The 17,563-nt window shown below is 41.3% G+C and carries 14 protein-coding genes; all 14 read left to right on the forward strand.

What is annotated here, in order from left to right; all coding sequences use genetic code 11:
- Positions 1 to 421: 421 nt before the first annotated feature.
- The 14 genes from BM130_RS04100 (at position 422) to BM130_RS04165 (ending at position 17,532) form a co-directional block, all read left to right on the forward strand.
- Positions 422 to 1,534, forward strand: a complete 1,113-nt coding sequence (locus BM130_RS04100) for a sugar transferase (protein WP_010526706.1) — start codon at positions 422 to 424, stop codon at positions 1,532 to 1,534.
- 7 nt (positions 1,535 to 1,541) lie between these two features.
- A complete protein-coding gene (locus BM130_RS04105) occupies positions 1,542 to 2,996 on the forward strand; it encodes a lipopolysaccharide biosynthesis protein (RefSeq protein WP_010526705.1) in 1,455 nt (484 codons plus the stop codon).
- A 279-nt stretch (positions 2,997 to 3,275) separates the two neighbouring features.
- Positions 3,276 to 4,637: an O-antigen ligase family protein gene (locus BM130_RS04110; RefSeq protein WP_010526704.1), complete on the forward strand. Its 1,362-nt coding sequence runs from the start codon at positions 3,276 to 3,278 to the stop codon at positions 4,635 to 4,637.
- A 7-nt stretch (positions 4,638 to 4,644) separates the two neighbouring features.
- Positions 4,645 to 5,565 (forward strand): glycosyltransferase, encoded by a 921-nt coding sequence (locus BM130_RS04115; protein ID WP_010526703.1) that lies wholly within the window; start codon positions 4,645 to 4,647, stop codon positions 5,563 to 5,565.
- Positions 5,566 to 5,761: 196 nt separating this feature from the next.
- Positions 5,762 to 6,718, forward strand: coding sequence for a glycosyltransferase family 4 protein (locus BM130_RS04120; protein ID WP_010526702.1), 957 nt, complete (start codon positions 5,762 to 5,764; stop codon positions 6,716 to 6,718).
- A gap of 8 nt (positions 6,719 to 6,726) precedes the next feature.
- Positions 6,727 to 7,767, forward strand: a complete 1,041-nt coding sequence (locus tag BM130_RS04125) for a GNAT family N-acetyltransferase (protein WP_010526701.1) — start codon at positions 6,727 to 6,729, stop codon at positions 7,765 to 7,767.
- 137 nt (positions 7,768 to 7,904) lie between these two features.
- Entirely contained in the window at positions 7,905 to 8,945 is a 1,041-nt protein-coding gene (locus tag BM130_RS04130) for a DUF354 domain-containing protein (protein ID WP_044138445.1), read from the forward strand.
- Positions 8,946 to 9,048: 103 nt separating this feature from the next.
- Positions 9,049 to 10,713 carry a hypothetical protein gene (locus tag BM130_RS04135; protein ID WP_010526699.1) on the forward strand — a complete coding sequence of 555 codons (1,665 nt, stop codon included), beginning with the start codon at positions 9,049 to 9,051 and terminating at the stop codon, positions 10,711 to 10,713.
- Between the two features lie 130 nt (positions 10,714 to 10,843).
- Positions 10,844 to 11,950: a DegT/DnrJ/EryC1/StrS family aminotransferase gene (locus BM130_RS04140; RefSeq protein ID WP_010526698.1), complete on the forward strand. Its 1,107-nt coding sequence runs from the start codon at positions 10,844 to 10,846 to the stop codon at positions 11,948 to 11,950.
- On the forward strand, positions 11,947 to 12,531 hold the full coding sequence (locus tag BM130_RS04145; protein ID WP_010526697.1) for an acyltransferase: 585 nt from the start codon (positions 11,947 to 11,949) through the stop codon (positions 12,529 to 12,531). The genes BM130_RS04140 and BM130_RS04145 overlap by 4 nt, the downstream gene beginning before the upstream one ends.
- Before the next feature lie 180 nt (positions 12,532 to 12,711).
- Positions 12,712 to 13,728 carry a Gfo/Idh/MocA family protein gene (locus BM130_RS04150; protein ID WP_010526696.1) on the forward strand — a complete coding sequence of 339 codons (1,017 nt, stop codon included), beginning with the start codon at positions 12,712 to 12,714 and terminating at the stop codon, positions 13,726 to 13,728.
- Positions 13,729 to 13,758: 30 nt separating this feature from the next.
- Complete coding sequence (locus tag BM130_RS04155; protein WP_010526695.1) at positions 13,759 to 15,048, forward strand: nucleotide sugar dehydrogenase; 1,290 nt, start codon at positions 13,759 to 13,761, stop codon at positions 15,046 to 15,048.
- A gap of 12 nt (positions 15,049 to 15,060) precedes the next feature.
- Complete coding sequence (locus tag BM130_RS04160; RefSeq protein WP_010526694.1) at positions 15,061 to 16,272, forward strand: glycosyltransferase family protein; 1,212 nt, start codon at positions 15,061 to 15,063, stop codon at positions 16,270 to 16,272.
- Positions 16,273 to 16,314: 42 nt separating this feature from the next.
- The gene (locus tag BM130_RS04165) at positions 16,315 to 17,532 is read left to right on the forward strand and encodes a glycosyltransferase family 4 protein (RefSeq protein ID WP_010526693.1); all 1,218 of its coding nucleotides are present in this window, start codon (positions 16,315 to 16,317) and stop codon (positions 17,530 to 17,532) included.
- Positions 17,533 to 17,563 lie beyond the last annotated feature (31 nt).

A 17,563-nucleotide genomic window follows, 5' to 3' on the forward strand; every position in this document is an offset into this window, starting at 1 on the left:
GACACCCGTTCGGGTGTTTGGCAGACACCCATTCGGGTGTTGCATCACATCAGTCCCGATTAAAAATTATCTTCCGGCGGGAAGGTACAAGGGTGACATCCCCGGATTTAGGTCCTTAAATTTAGACAAAAGATTTTCCGATGCCTTTTAATATTTTCGACATGTTGATTATTCACAATCCCTGCTTTTTATAGGAGGGGTAAAATTCTTTATCTACAAAACCTCTCTTTTCATTTCTTCTTTTCATCACTCTGCCAAATTGTTATTGAACTTGGTTAGTGCCCGGTTTAATTTGCAAAAGTTAAATGGACCTGGTACGGATTGATTATAACTATCCTTTTCCTTCCGGAATTTGGATAGACAAATTAATGCCGAACCATTCGCATTTAATAGGGCTAATGTCAAAATCAAATCAAGGGCTATGATTCACTTCCAACATCCAACGGATTTAAAAGAAGAACCGGTGGTTGCTTCGCCGCAGGTTATAAAAGAGAAAAAAAGAGTTTTCCAAAATGAAGCAGAAGAACGCGTTTATCAATTTGTAAGTCGGTTTTGCCGGGTCGATGCCTCTGATACACTTGTGTTATCCTCGACTCAACAGCTCGATTTGAGTGTAAACAAACCTGAATACTTATTTAGGAGTATCGTCAACCTTCGGGTCATGAACGAAGCTCAAAAGCTTTCAGGCTACATAGCAGAAATTAATAGTCGGTTACGGGACGAAGGCCTTTTTATTTGTTGTTTAGAAACGTCTAAATTACGGCGATTGCGTTTTTACAAAAAATATCCCGTGGGTATACGTCGTGTTACCTATTTTTTCGATTATTTGCTTCGTCGGGTGGCACCCACCATGAAAGCTACCCGTTGGTTATATAAATGGCTTACGGGCGACAGACATAAGGTCGTTTCCTTCTTTGAAATGGTAGGACGTTTAGTTTATTGTGGGTTTGAGGTAGAACATGATGAAATAATAGATGGCCTTCATTATCTTGTTGCGCGGAAAGTGTCGGCACCGCCCCGTCCGCCACTGAAAGAACGTTACGGGTTGCTGTTTAGTCAGGAAAGGATTGGTCAGCACGGCAAAAAAATTAAAGTATACAAATTCAGAACCATGGTCGCTTTTAGTGAGTATGTGCAGGAACATATTTACCGACATAACAGTTTGGACCGAAAAGGAAAGTTCAGAGATGATAAAAGGGTAACCATACTGGGAGGCTTTTTCCGTCGCTTCTGGCTGGATGAATGGCCTATGCTTATTAATCTGCTTAAAGGTGATATGAAGCTGGTAGGGGTAAGACCCCTTAGTGAACAATACCTTAAGTTATATGACCCGGAGGTGATACAAAAGCGCCTGTCGGTAAAACCGGGGCTCGTGCCACCTTATTATGTTGACTTACCTTCTACGCTGGAGGAGATTCAGATTTCTGAAATGCGTTATATTGAGCGTTATAAAAAAGCACCTTTGAAAACCGATTTGATTTATTTCTTTAAAGCCTTTTGGAATATAATAGGCTGTGGTGCTCGTAGCAAATGATATTTGAATGGGAGAAAGAAAAGCCTTTATTAAAGATACGCTGGTTTATGGTTTAGGTAATGGCCTAAAGAAGTTTATAGGGTTATTTCTTCTTCCGTTTTATACACGGGCGCTTAGTGTAGGAGAATTTGGGGTGCTCGAAACTTTGGGTACAACCGCCGCTTTGTTAAGCGGTTTTTTTTCGATGGGACTCGACTCAGCCTGTGGTTTTTATTATTTTAAGGCTGCTGATAACCGGAAGAAAGATGTATTATCGACCGCACTCTTTCTTCGAATCTTTTCCTTTTTGCTTATTGTCCCGTTATTCTTTTTTCGCGATACTTTTTCGCAACTTCTTTTTGGTAGTATTGATTATGCATTTCTGGTACTAATGATTTTATTATTGGTACCGGTTAATCTGTTGATGAGTGAACAGTCACACTTGTTCCGCTATTTCAGGCAGCCCTGGAGCTATAACCTGATTACCATTCTTAAGTCACTGTCGAATATCGGATTGGGAATTACTTTGGTAATAGTCCTGAAAAAGGGTGTTGAAGGCGCTGTCTGGGCCCGCATAGGCAGTAGTCTTTTGGTGGTTGTGATTGCCTTTGTTGGCTTTAATTATCGGAAATATAATTTTAAGTTTTCCTTTTATTGGGCCCGAAAACTGTTAAAATATGGATTTCCCCTTATTTGGAGCGGCATTGCTACATGGGTGTTCAACAGCAGTGACCGCTACTTTTTAGTCCATTACAGCGACCTTCATGAGGTAGGGCTTTATTCTATCGGTGCCATATTTTCTCAGCCGGTGTTGCTAATCAATATGGCTGTTCAGATGAGTTTCGCGGTCTTGTTTTTTCAATTGTATTATGCTGAGAAGTCACCGGAAAAGCCACAGTCTCGAAAAATGGCCATCGACCTTTACCTGGTTTATCTTACGGTAGCCGTTCTGCTATCGACCCTGTTGTCGGTGTATGCCGATTTTTTGGTACCTTTTGTTACTACACCCGATTATGGGGCAGGGGCAAAAGTAATTCCGTTTTTGGTGTTTGCGCATGTGGCAGCCCAGTCGTTTCAGACCATGGGGCCCGGCATTTCGTTGGCAGAGAAAACCTGGCATTATGCCTGGATTACAGGAGCAACGGCATTGCTCAATCTGGGGCTTAACTTTTTAATGGTTCCGCGTTGGGGATTTATGGGGGCCGGATTGGCAACTCTTATTTCGTTTGTGGTTTATTGGCAGGTTAAGGTATGGGTAGCTTCAAAATATTTCAGGGTGGGCTATCCCGTCGGACGGATTAATAGTTTCTTTATTCTTGCTTTATTACTATCGGTGATGGTAGTGGTTTGGCCGCAATGGTTCCCGGGATGGCTTCGGGCCGCCGTGGTGATATTGGTAACTGTTCTGGCATTTTTGTTTAAATTGATATATCCTTCCGATATTAAGCATATTTGGGAAGGCATAAAAAGTAGAAGGTTTTAGTCATTAGTAGTTAGTAATTAGTGATTAGTTATTAGTCGTTAGTTGTCAAGTGGTTAGTGTTGATTAACTAATTACTAACCACTAACCACTAACTACTAACCACTAAAGACTAACGACTAATCACTAATTACTAATTTTAAGAATCAATAGTTCAATGAAATAAGTAAATTTTATTCGGATGAAACGAGCATGGCGGCTTTTGCCACAAAAGAACATGTATAAATTTCATTAAGCCATGCGAGTTCCATCCAGCCAATAACTTAGAAAAATTTTATTCGGATGAATCCACTATTACTACTTTTATTGATACTTACACTGGCGGCAATAGGTGTATTTGTTATTTTACGCTGGCCCGACCAAGCTTTTTGGCTGACGATAGTGTTACTGTTTGACCCGTCGGGCCATTTGTCTGTATTTCTGAGTAAAGAGGCTCTGGGCGGTTTTTACTATCAGGATTTTTTCTTCTTTTTAGCTTTTGTCCCATTGTTTAGTCCCAAAGTGTCGGTAAAACCACTGCTACATTACCGTCCTTTTCTGTTGTTGCTGGGTGTTCAGATATTGTTTTTACTTTATCACGTGTTGGTTTTTGGTTACTGGCAGCCCGCAAAGGGATGGGGGTATGTGATGCGGTATGTGTTAGTACGTGAACGGATGAGTGTGTTTGGCTTTTTGTTAATTATACCGGTATTTGTGATGGCGCGGCGTAGATTATCGCTGTTGGTAGATATTTTAGTCTGGACTTCTTTGATTGTTTATATTTTATATTTCGTAACACTGTTGACCGGTGTTGAATTGGTCCCCGTATGGCAGGCCGAACGCTACAAAGGAACCGGTATTATGCGCTATTCTTTATATAGTGCCGGCCTAACCGATATGCTTGTTCCTTTAACATTTTTCCTGATAGCCCGGAAAGTGGATTATCGCTTCCGGAAAATAATTATCGCTGCTACCGTGTTAGTCATCATGTCGGTAATGCTTTCTCTTACAAAAAGTAATTACCTTAATTTGTTTGGGTTGCTGGTTGGGGCACTCTTTCTTTATTATCGGTTTTATAAAATTCATATTACCGGCATTGTTTTTAAATTGACAGGATTTAGTATTATTCTTTTGTTGTTAATGCTGCAATTTTTCCCTGAATATCCGGGACTGGTCGTTCGTCAGGTCAAGGATTTGTGGTTGTTTCTGAGTGGTGATGCCTATACCAGTGGTGTAGTAGAAGGTCGATTACAAAATCAGTGGCCTGCACATTTGGCTTTAATAAGTCAACATCCCTGGCTTGGAACCGGTGCTAATTTTAGTGATTATTTCAGTTTGCGCTTCGACCCTTCCGATTATGAAGTCACCGATTTGCCTATTACCGGACATCTGGCTATGTATGGGTTTGTAGGGCTAACCATTTACAGCCTCTTTTATTTTCAATTGTGGCGTTGGCTGGTGGCCGGATATAAAGAATTTAGAAGCAAAATAAGAACCATTAATGAAGTAGATTTGGCTTTTTACTTTGTCGTTTTTGCGTGGATGGTAAAAACCTTCTTTTTTAAGCCCAACTATCTTTTTAATGAATTAACTACAGGCACACTGCACATAAATCTTTATGCCGGCATTCTGGCAGCCCTTCTTTATCGTCAATCAAAAATCTGAAATTCTCATGGTTCATGAAATAATTGTACAATTGGTGCTCTATCATGATGGTCATTATTTGTCAGGCTTGATTGAATCTCTCAAGGCTCAGAGTTTTAAGAATTTTCATGTTGTGGCTCTCGACAATAGCAGCGACGACACTGCAGCCAAAAAGTTTAAAGCTCTCTGGCCCGATGGTGAACTGTTTCGTACAGGGAAGAATCTGGGATACGCCGGTGGCCATAGCTTCCTGATTGAGCGTACCCTGCATTCGGGTGCCCCTTTTGTTGTGGTACTGAATACCGATGTACAATTGCATCCTGACTTTTTAAGTGAGCTTTATGCCCGGATGAAAAATAATCACGAGTTAGATGCCTGTGGCCCGCTCATACTCGAAGGCAAAGGGGCTTCAAAAAGTAATATTGTTCAAAATTATCGGTTATTCATGGATTTTACACGAGCACGAAAGTTTAGCCCCGATGCCGGAAAGTGTTTTAATGGAGATGAAGAATTGCCATTTTTTGCCCGGACCGATTATCTGTCCGGTGTTGCTTTTATGATTCGTACCAGAGTACTTCGCGATATTTCCTTTTTCGACCCCACTCTTTTTATGTATGGTGAGGAAAGAGACTTTTTTTATCGTTTTTCAAAGTTAGGGTGCAAGGCCGGAGTGCTCAGAAATGCTGTTTGCTGGCATTTCCACGACTGGAGCTCTCAAAGCAAAGAAGGGTATCAGAGAGAATATTATTACCTGAAAAGAAATAAAGTGCTCTATTTTAAAAAATACAGACTTTCAGGAGGGTTAATATCCTTTTTGATTAAAGAGTTGGTTTCTCTGCCTTTTACAGCTTTTTGGATGTTTCGGAAGGGAGGACTTAAAATGTTGAAGTTCTATGTTCTGGCTCTTTGGCATGGCTTAAAAGGCCGAAGCGGGCAAGGACCGCTGTAAAAAAACGGATGTCATCAGATTCATGTTTTTAAAAGGGCTTTATCATTGGTGTCCTTCCTTTTGTCAATCAACTTTTTTCTGATTGCATTTATATATAAAAAAACTCATTTAGTCAAATACTTGCGGCAGCTGACCAGTCTTCTATGCAATTGGGTAGTAGTTTCCTTAAATTTAGTGAACATTTTAATCGGTAAAGATGGATGATACATCAGTATCCGGGCCGGGGAAAATATTGTTTGTATGCAGTGGTACCCCACAGGGCAGATGTACCCCGGCCATTGAACAACAGGCGAAGGCTTTAATGAAACATGGTGTTGAGGTAGTCTTTTTTAGGATTAAAGGGCGTGGAATGCGGGCCTATCTCTTGAGCATTTTTAAGCTCAGGCGGTACCTGGGCCGAAACAAAACCGACCTGGTGCATGCGCATTATGGATTGAGCGGCATGGTTGCCCGGTTGGCCGGTGCCCGACCCTTAGTGGTATCGCTTATGGGAAGCGATGTTTTTGGTCCCGGATGGTTGTTCCGGGCCGCCCGTTTTTTTACCCGTTATTTATGGCCGGTAACCATTGTAAAAAGTCGGGAAATGGCTAAAAAGGTCGGAGAGAATAAGGTGTTGGTTATTCCCAACGGAGTAGATATGGAACTGTTTCGTGAGTTACCCCGGGAGCTTGCCAAAAGCCGGCTTAAGTTTAACGACTCACCTCTGATTCTTTGGCCGGCCAATCCTCAACGCGCTGTCAAGAATGTTGATTTGGCCATGAAAGTGGCGGAACGGTTAATGTGTGATTTGAAAATGGTATGGGACATTCCTACCGAACAAATGGTGTGGTACTATAATGCCGCCGATGTTGTTTTGATTACATCTAAATGGGAGGGGTCACCCAATGTGGTCAAAGAAGCACTGGCCTGTAACGTTCCGGTAGTCGCTACCGATGTGGGGGATATAAAACATTGGGTAAGTAAGGTTGAGGGCTGTTTTGCAGGCCCGCCCGATGCCGAAAAGCTGGCTTTGTTGGTTGAAAAGGCCCTGGCTTACAAGGGAAGAGTAAATGGAAGAGATAAGATAAAAGAACTGGATATTAAAATAATAAATAATAGGCTGATGGATGTTTATACCGCAGCCTTGAATAAAGGTTTACAGAAAACCGGATAAGTAAAAGTATGGCATTAGAAATAATTACAGATGTTAATTATGTTGACAGGTCTCAATGGGAAGAGTTCGTGTGTAACCATCCTGATGGAAACATATTCCAGATGCCATGTATGTTTGATTTGTATCAATTGACCAAACGGAGGAAGCCTTCCCCATTTTTTGTCTTTGACGGCGAAGAATTGGTTGGATTGCTTATTGCCGTGCAACTTAAGAATGTCTTCCCACCATTAACCTTTTTCACCCGGCGACAAATTATTTTTGGCGGACCCCTCATTAAAAATAACGATAGTGCAATTTTACTGGCTTTATTAGAAGCGTTGTTCAGGAAAACCGCCCGTTCGGTAGTGTTTACCGAAGTCAGGAATTATCGGTTAGGACTCTCTTTAAAACCGGTTTACGAAGAGGCAGGATTTTATTATAAATCGTATCTGAGCGTTTCGGTAGACATGAATCGCAAGGCCGGAGAACTTTGGGCTTCATTGTCGCCAATCAGAAAAGAAAGTATTGAGAAACTGCGACTTGTTAATCATGTCATTAAAGAGTTAACCGATGGGGAAGAATACCAGATGGCCTGGAAAATGCTTCGAAAATCTTTTCTGGCCAAGGGACGGTTTATGCCACCCTATTCGCTGATGAAAGTATTGCAAAGTTCAAAAATTCTTACCCTTCATATTCGGGCCAGTGTTTTATATGTCAATAATTCCATAAAAGCGGCAGTTTGGTTCCTCATTTTGGGTGATAGAGCACAACTGTGGTTAGATGCTCATGTTTTGGACGAGAAAGAGCAATGGATGTTTGACGGTTTTTTGTGGAAATGTATGCTGAAACTGAAAAATGATGGTATTCGCCATCTGGAGCTGGGTAGTGGGGGAAAACCGGGACAAGATATTGCGCTTCGGCAATACAAAAAATCTTATGGCGGTATGATTCACGAATCGGGTCGGTTCTTTTATGTCCATAACTGGTTCCTGTGGAATCTGGGGCGACTGTTGTACTATTGGTATAAAAATCTGAGAATCTTTGTTTTCACAAATATTGTTAAGCGATGAATCTGACATCTGTAAAAAGTGAACTGGCAGAAGTTGTTTTTTGTGATTAGTCAATAGTCATCAGTGTTAGCAACACCTATAACTATAAAGCTTATTTTAAATTTCATCCGGTCAGTGAGTTAAGTAAATTTTTGCGCATGAAGATAATGATAGACATAGGCCATCCGGCTCATGTACACTATTTCAGGAATTTTATCCGGATTATGGAATCACGAGGACATCAATTTTTGGTGACGGCCCGACGTCGTGAACATGTGGCCGAACTGCTAAACTATTATGGTATCCCATTTATTGACCGTGGGAAGGGCGGCTCTTCTTTGTTCACTAAAGGGTTATATCTTATATCGGCTGTATGGAAACAATATCGCAGGGCTCGTAAATTCAAACCCGATTTGTTTTTGGACTTTAGTACCATCTATTCGGGTCCGGCAGCATGGTTGACAGGAAAACCTTACATCACATTTACCGACACGGAAAATACGCGTTTCTACCGACGGTTTATCGACCCTTTTTGTAAAGTGGTTTATACCCCTAAATGTTTCCCTTTAAATTTAGGTAAGCATCATCGTCGTTTCAATGGCGTTATGGAATTGGCATACCTGCATCCCAATTATTTTAAACCTGACCCTTCGGTGTTGCAAGACCTTAATATTAAACAGGGAGAACGTTTTGCCATTGTTCGTTTTGTAGACTGGAAGGCCTTGCATGACAGGGGAAAGCATGGATTTACCCTTGCCGGAAAAGTGGAAATGGTGAAGACTCTGGAACAGTATGGAAAAGTCTTTGTCAGCTCTGAAGGCCCTTTGCCTCATGAGTTGGAAGCCAATCGGTTAACGATAGAACCTTACCGGTTTCACCATCTTTTGTTTTATGCTACCTTGTTGGTTAGCGAGGGAGCTACCATGTGCAGTGAAGCTGCAATGCTGGGTACCCCGGCCATTTTTTTGTCTGACATTAACCTTTCCTACCTTAACTATTTGGAAGATTATTACGGCTTGGTATTGAATTTCGGAACATCACCAAAAGAACAAAGAATTGCATTGAAGAGTGCAGTGACGCTTTTCGGGCGACCGGGAACCAAAGCCAATGCCTGGGTTCAAAGCGAAAAACTGTTTAACGACAACATCGATGTCACTCAATTTATGGTTGAGGAAATTGAAGCTTTAATGGAGAAATAATAGGAATTAACTATTAACCCAACAAAATAATCTAAAAAAATGCTACGCTCGTAGTGGTGGGAAAGTGGATGTTGAAAGTCTTTATTAATAATTTGGTTTGAGAATGAAGTATATATTTTGTAAAATTCATACTTTTGGTTGTTTTTTATTATTGATGATAATATTTTTCTTGTCAGGCCAGCTGTCGTTTGGCCAACATATTCCGGTTCATGTGGATAATAGTGGGATTTACGATTTATTGGATGAGTTGGCCGACCAGGGGACTATTGATATTAATACCATAGCCAAACCTTACGGGCGCAGGGATATTGCTCTGTGGCTGAAACAGGCGCTTTCACATCAGGGGCTTACCCCCCGGCAACGGCTTGAAACAGAGTTTTACCTCAGAGATTATGGGAAGGAACTGAACCGGGGTGAAATCTCTAAAAAACGATTCGACCTGTTTTATTACCGCGATTCGTTGTTCCGGCTGACTCTTAATCCTATCCTGGGCGTGGGGACTTTTTTTTCGGGAGATAAAACCGGATTTTATCGATATAACGGTGCCGAGATATATGGTTCTATAGGTTCACACTTTGGTTATTTTGGTAGTTTACGCGATAATCATGAATCGAAAATAACAGGTGGCGAAAATTATCTGATACAGAAACGAGGGGCGATATATAAAGACGACGGTGAGGCCCGGGATTTTAGTGAGGCTCGCGGAGGCTTCTTCTGGTCATGGAAATGGGGCCGGTTAGGATTACAGAAAGACCATTATATCTGGGGTTACGGCTACAATGGCACCAATATATTTTCGGGACACACGCCATCTCATGCTTTCGTCTCTTTATTGCTGAAGCCGACAGCGTGGTTTGAGCTTAGATACATGCATGGATGGCTGGTATCGGAGGTGGTTGATAGTGTTCGTTCTTTCTCTTATTATGATGGCCGCCGGGAAGTGTTTGCCGATAAGTATGTAGCGGCCAATTTAATTACTGTGCGTCCGGTTCCACATTTATATGTATCGGCAGGCAACAGCATTGTTTTTGCCGACACCAGGGTAAATCCGGCTTTTCTGATACCGCTGATGTTCTATAAATCGGTTGACCATACCTATAATGGAGCATCTAACGAAGTAGGCCAAAATGCTCAGATGTTTTTCGCCATCAGCAGTCGACAGTTAAATAATTTACATATTTATTCCACACTTTTTGTGGATGAGATTTCATTAAAAAGGATGTTTGATAAAGACCAACATTCCAACTACGTTAGTCTGAAAGTGGGTGCACGAATGACCGGAATACCGTCAGGTGTTTCTTTCACGGCTGAATATACCCGTACCAATCCTATGGTATATCAACATAAAATACCTACAACTACCTGGGAGAGTAATGGTTACAATATGGGGCATTATTTAAGGGATAATAGCGATGAGTTATTCCTTAGTGTCAGGTATCGACCCATTCGCGGCATGTCCTGGGAGTTGGCCTATACTCATGCCAGGAAGGGAAAAGATTATCAGTCGATATTGATAAATGGCGAAGAAGCAAACCATCCTGAGGTTAATCTAGACGAACCAAGGTGGGGCCTTCCCTTTATGAATGACGTAAAATTTGAAATGGAAAAGGTATCTTTGAAGGGATATTGGCAGGTCATTCATGATGGTTACTTGTTTGTGAATTTGTCAATCAGTGATTTCGGCGGTGAGGATAAAGAAAAATACATTCCCTTGTTTTATTTGGAGGATAATTTTTCGGGTAGCGTCGGGATAAATTTTGGATTTTAATAATGCTTCGTAATGATGCCTTAATCGAGGTGCATGACGGAGACGTTTTTCTCGGTTTTTAACGAATGTTTTTGACACAAGCAGTGAATTTTAACGATTTAATGTAATGAATAGTGACATAAAAATTCAAATGGTAGACCTCACAGGTCAATATGAACGAATTAAGGAAGAGATAGACCCTGCTATGGAGCGCGTGGTTGGTGGCGGAAGGTATATCAATGGTCCGGAGGTAGGGCGTTTCGCCAATGCCATGGAAAACTATTTGGGTGTTAACCATGTGATTCCGTGTGGCAATGGTACCGATGCGCTTCAGGCAGCTTTAATGGCATTGGACCTTAAGCCGGGTGATGAGGTTATTTCTTCGGCTTTTTCATTTATTGCTTCGGTAGAAGCGGTGGTGCTGTTAGGCCTAAAACCGGTATTGGTAGATATTAACCCTGACACTTTTAATATAGACCCACAAGCTTTTCGGAAAGCTGTAACAAATCGGACCAAAGCTGTTATTCCCGTACATTTATTTGGTCAGGGGGCAGCCATGAATGAGATAATGCAGATTGCAAAAGAGCATAATTTGTATGTGATAGAGGATGCTGCCCAAAGTCTGGGCGCTCAATATTTGATGAATGGTAAACCGCAAAAATTAGGGACCATAGGACATATTGGCTGTACTTCATTCTTTCCGACCAAGAACCTCGGTTGTTACGGAGATGGGGGAGCCTGTTTTACCAATGATGACCAATTGGCTCAAAAATTACGTATGGTAGTAAATCATGGTGCCAGGAAGAAATATTTCAACGAAAGGGTGGGAATGAATTCACGATTGGATACCATTCAGGCTGCTATTCTTGAAGTTAAGTTAAAGTATCTCGACGAATATATTTCCAGAAGACAATGGGCTGCTGATATCTATTTCAGGGAATTAAAGGATGTCTCATTTTTAACGCTTCCTTATGTTGACAAGGAGGCCGGTCACTCTTTTAATCAATTTACCGTTAAGGTAAATAATGGAAAGAGGGAGGAGCTAAAACAGTATTTAAAAGAATGTGGTATTCCATCTATGGTATATTATCCCTCACCACTTCATCACCAGCCGGTGTTTGCACCCTTTTGTCCGCCTGACCTTTCTTTGCCGGTTAGTGAAGAAGCCAGCAGGCAGGTATTGTCATTGCCTATGCATACCGAGTTGACTGAAGATGAAATCATTTATATTTCACAAAAAATAAAAGCGTTTTCATGAGCAAAATAACTTTACCGCAGATTCATCCTTCGGCCGTAGTGGATGACCGTTGCGAAATAGGTCCCGGAACCCGTATCTGGCACTTCTGTCATATTATGAGCGGGTGTCGGATTGGCGCTAATTGTAATATTGGTCAAAATGTTGTGATTGCACCAGATGTGGTTATTGGCAACAACGTAAAAATACAGAACAATGTATCCGTGTATTCCGGTGTGATATGTGAGGACGATGTTTTTCTGGGGCCGTCCTGTGTTTTTACTAATGTGTCAAACCCCAGAAGTGCTGTGCCGCGGCGTGGACAATATGAGAAAACCCTGGTAAAGAAAGGTGCCACCATCGGCGCTAATGCTACCATTGTTTGCGGGCATACCATTGGTCGCTATGCTTTTATTGGTGCGGGTGCCGTGGTTACCAAAGATATTCCCGACTATGCCCTCGTGGTCGGAAATCCAGCCAAACAAATCGGGTGGATGAGTGAATATGGACACCGTCTCTCTTTCGATGACCATGGCAGGGCCGTTTGTCCTGAAAGTGGTGAAAAATACCTTTTGGAAAATGGAATGGTGACTAAAGTTTCCTGACTTTGAGTAAGTAGTTAGTCAGACTTAAGTGGGGTTAATAAAGGTGTTAGGTTATAAGGCCATTGGTAGAGGCCAGCAGGAAAAAGAATGTTTGAATACTAAAACTTAGCACTAAAGACTGAAAACTAATCCCAAATCAAAAAATAATTTAACCGATAGCCAATAAGTTAATAACATAAAATGAGTACCAAGAAAACAGTAAAATTTGCCATAGTAGGACTGGGGCATATTGGAAAGCGCCATGCAAAAATGATTGAAGATAACCCCGAAGCGGAACTCTCTGCGGTATGCGACGTTCGGTCGCCGGAAGAGACCGGTTGGCAAAACCCCAATATTCCTTATTACCGGGATTTCACTGAAATGCTGAAAAAATTAAAGGAATGCGATGTGGTAAACATTTGCACCCCCAACGGATTACATGCCCTGCAGGCCATTGAAGCACTTAAGCATAAAAAACATGTGGTGGTGGAAAAGCCTATGGCTCTTTCGAAAGCCGATGCCGAAAAAATTATTTATAAAGCGCTTCAGGTATCGCGGCATGTGTTTGTTGTCATGCAAAACCGGTATTCGCCCCCTTCTGTATGGCTTAAAGAGGTAATGGACAAAAAAGTTCTGGGCAAAATATACTTTGTTCAGCTTAATTGTTTCTGGAACAGGGACGACCGTTATTATCTGAACAATAGCTGGCACGGAACTGCCGACATGGATGGCGGTACTTTGTTTACTCAATTTTCTCACTTTATTGACATTCTGTACTGGCTTTTTGGTGATATTACCGATATCGAAGCCAAATTTGGCGACTTTGCACATCAGCATTCTACGGCTTTTGAAGACAGTGGGTCGGTCATCTTTCGGTTTGTGAACGGTGGTATGGGTAATATCAATTATTCTACAGCTGTTTGGGACAGAAATCTGGAAAGCACTATGACCATCATCGGTGAAAAAGGAACCATAAAAGTTTCGGGTCAATATATGAATGAAATAACAGAATGCCATATTAAAGATTATCAATTGCCCGATTTAGAGCCTGTTAATCCACCCAACGACTATGGACCTTATAAAGGGTCGGCGGCCAACCATCAATATGTTATTGAAAATGTGGTTCAGACCTTGAAAGAACAAACCTATGTGCATACCAATGCTCTGGAAGGGCTCAAAGTGGTTGACATTATTGAACGAATTTATCAAAAAAAATAATTGAATTACCTACCTTAAATTAATGACAGTATGTTTGAAAAGTTAAAAAATAAAGAAGCGAAATTATCAGTTATTGGTCTGGGATATGTTGGCTTACCCATTGCTCTGGAATTTGCCCGTAAGATGAAAGTCATTGGGTTTGATATTAAACCGGACCGTATAGAAAAAATGAAGCAACACATCGACCCCAGTAATGAGCTGGAGGCATCGGCTTTTGAAGGTTGTGATATTAAGTTTACTTCAAATCCGGAAGATTTAAAGGAAGCCTGCTTTCATGTGGTTGCCGTCCCTACCCCTATAAATAAGCATAATTTACCCGATTTAAACCCGTTGCTCAGTGCCACTCGTACCGTCGGTAAAGCATTGAAAAAAGGCGATTATGTGGTTTTTGAATCGACCGTTTATCCGGGATGTACCGAAGAAGATTGTGTCCCGGTGCTGGAGCAGGAATCGGGTTTAAAATTCAACGTTGATTTTAAAGTGGGTTATTCACCCGAACGTATTAACCCCGGCGATAAAGAGCATACACTAACCAAAATTCTCAAGATTGTCTCTGGTAGCGACCCGGAGGCATTGGAAGAAATTTCGGCTGTTTATGGTTCAATCATTAAGGCCGGTATTTATAAAGCCAGTTCCATAAAGGTGGCTGAAGCGGCTAAAATCATTGAAAATACCCAGCGTGATGTCAATATTGCTTTAATGAATGAATTGTCGCTCATTTTCAATCGTTTAAATATTAATACTTACGAAGTATTGGAAGCCGCCGGCACTAAATGGAATTTCCTGCGTTTCTCACCCGGATTGGTCGGTGGCCATTGTATTGGTGTTGACCCTTATTACCTTACTTATAAAGCCAATGAGTTGGGTTATCACTCTAAAATTATTACCGGCGGGCGGTTCATTAACGATGCCATGGGACCCTATATCGCCAAACAAGTGGTTAAAAAGTTAATTTCAAAAGGACATAAGATTAACGGTTCACGGGTGCTCATAATGGGGGCTACTTTTAAGGAGAACGTTAGCGATATTCGAAACTCTAAAGTGGCAGATGTTTATAATGAGCTGAAGTCTTTTAGTGTTAACGTAGACGTCACAGACCCTCATGCTTCATCAAAGGAACTGATGGAAGAATATGGCTATGGCCTGGTGGATAAGATTGATAAAAAATACCATGCCGTAATTCTTGCTGTTAATCATGACGAATATATGAAGCTTGATGAGGTTTATTTTAAGTCCATCACTGTTGATGACCCTCTCTTTGTTGACGTAAAAGGCGTCTTCAGAGGTAAGATTCGGGAAATGACATACTGGAGTTTATAGAAAACTATAACCATGGCCCCAAAAAACACCATTCTTTTTCTATTGCCTGCCCCTTTTTATCAGAAGCCTGATGAGCCGGGATTTCAGGTTCAAACTCAAAATTTTAGAACTACATTGGGCTTTGTTGCGCCTGAGCTCTGTCGCAGAAATTGGTCTGTTAAGCTGGTTTCTTTAAGTAACACCGCTCAGCAGATAAAGAATGGTAAAGAGTATTTGAATTCTTCAGGGTTAGACAAATTCTGCAGAGCATTTTTCTATCGACGTAAAATGGGCAGAGGGAAATTATTCCCTCAACTGGTACAGTTCTTTATTAATATCCGGTATCTGCAAAAGAAACTGGCCAAAAGTAGTGTCGTTTATGGGTATAATGATGTGGGGACGCTTTATGGGGCCCTTTTGAAACCTTTTTACAGGTATCGGTTGGTTTATGACATGCGGGGTGACCGTTCCAATGAAATGGCAGTACAAGGAGCGCCACGATGGAGAGTGGTATTTTACCGAATGATACGTAACTTTTGCCTTCGTCGGTGTGACTTGGTCTTTACGGTCTCTTCCAAATGTCCCGGATTGCCGGAAGGGAAAAGGCATAGACCAAAATTTAATTTTTACGATGCAAGAAATTTTTATTATGATGCCACTATTGCGGAGCAAAAGAGAAAAGAACTAAACCTGGAAAACAGATTTGTGTTTGTTTATAGTGGCACTGATAAGTACTATCAGATGGTTCCCGAAATGGTTCGGTTCTTTTCTGCTTTTTTGAAGATTTGTCCCGATGCCTGGTTTATGATAAACGTACCCAAACCTTCGGAAAAATTCAGAGAAGAATTGGAAAAAAAACATGTTCCTGCATCTGCGTGGGGAATGTTTCATCTGGACCAACACACTCTAAACCAATATCAGATGGTTGCCGATATGGCTTTTCTTATTCGTGAAGACCTGCCATTGAACCATTATGCTTTTCCGACTAAATTTTCGGAATATCTTGCCAGTGGCGTGCCGGTGTTGATAACAGAGCATGTCCATTCCCTTGTAAACTTGGTGAAGGATTACAATTTAGGAGAAATCTGGAAAACCGGGGAACCTTTATCTGAAGTACAAAAGCGCATTGTCAGATATCGTTCCAATTTCGATGTGAAAGAGCGATGTGCGTCTTTTGCCAGGAATCAACTATCCTGGCAAAAGAATGCTTCGTGGCTGGCCGACCAATTAGAAGCTCTGCTTTGATGAAGTATTTTGTCCAGGCTTTACTGCATGAAAAACAATTTTATGGTCAGGAAGAAAAATAATAAGGCTTTATGTTTATTAAATTTTTCCGGACGTTTTGGCGGGGCTGAAAAACGTTATGCCACATTGTTTAACCGGTTGATGGAACAACAACGCGACTATTATCTGATTATTAATTCTTGTCTCTATACCATACTTACCGACAGCTCTGTTTTAAAACCTAACGAGCGTATCATTTTATTCCGGGATGGGAAGGACTTCAACTCTTCCGCTGTCGGTTCAAAGCCCTTGAGAAAAACGAACCAAAAAAAAAGCAAACTACGTTTGTTTTTGGGACGGTGGAAATATTTTCTGAAGACAACCTTGTTGTGGGTTCGTTTTTCCCGTTTTTTTGTTGGGGTGATTAAGAATAATCGTATAAACACTTTGTATGGTGTGTGGCAGGGTGGAATATGGACGTGGATGTGGTGTCGTCTTTTGGGGGTTAGACTAATATTTAGTGTGAACGGCAGTGGTTTCTTGAATACCGAAACCAATATTACCAGATTTTTTGACAGCCAGTACCATGTTCTGAAGCATGCCAATGTGCTTGATTTTTTATCCCCTTCCTTAAAGGTCGATTATATTCGCAGAATGGGTAAGAAAATTAATGGTTCCTGCGTGGTTACGCCCAATAGTTTTATCGACTATACTCACTATTATCCTGTATTTCCTAAAAAACCGTGGGTGGTATTCCTTGGACGATTGGAACCCATTAAAAATCCTATGGTCTTTATGGAGGCAGTAAAAGAGATAGAGCTAACCCAAAGCGAGATGGAAGTCTCTTTCTATGTGATGGGAACGGGTAGCATGTTAGGTGCTATGCAGCAATTTGCTTCCCAAAATAATTTAAAGAAAGTAATATTTACCGGTCTACATCCTCATCCGTGGGAAATACTTAGAGTTTCGTCAGTATTTGTATCGTTGCAACGGGATGAGAATTATCCCAGCCAGTCGTTAATAGAAGCCATGGCATGCGAAAACGCTGTGATTGTTACTGATGTGGGAGATACCCGACAACTGGTTACTGAAAAGGAAGGGGTATTGGTGCAGGATGACCCCGCTCAGGTGGCTCACAATATTGTCAAGTTGTTAATGGATGAGGATTTACGGAAACAAAAAGGTCAATGTGCAAGGCAAAAGGTGCTCGACAATCATACCCTCGACCGCTTTGTATTATGGTACGACAATCTGATGTCAGGAGCCTTTAATTTTTCTTAACGCGAAATCAGAAAATAAACGAATATATTGC

Source organism: Thermophagus xiamenensis (assembly GCF_900112795.1).
In the GTDB taxonomy this organism is placed as follows: domain Bacteria; phylum Bacteroidota; class Bacteroidia; order Bacteroidales; family Marinilabiliaceae; genus Thermophagus; species Thermophagus xiamenensis.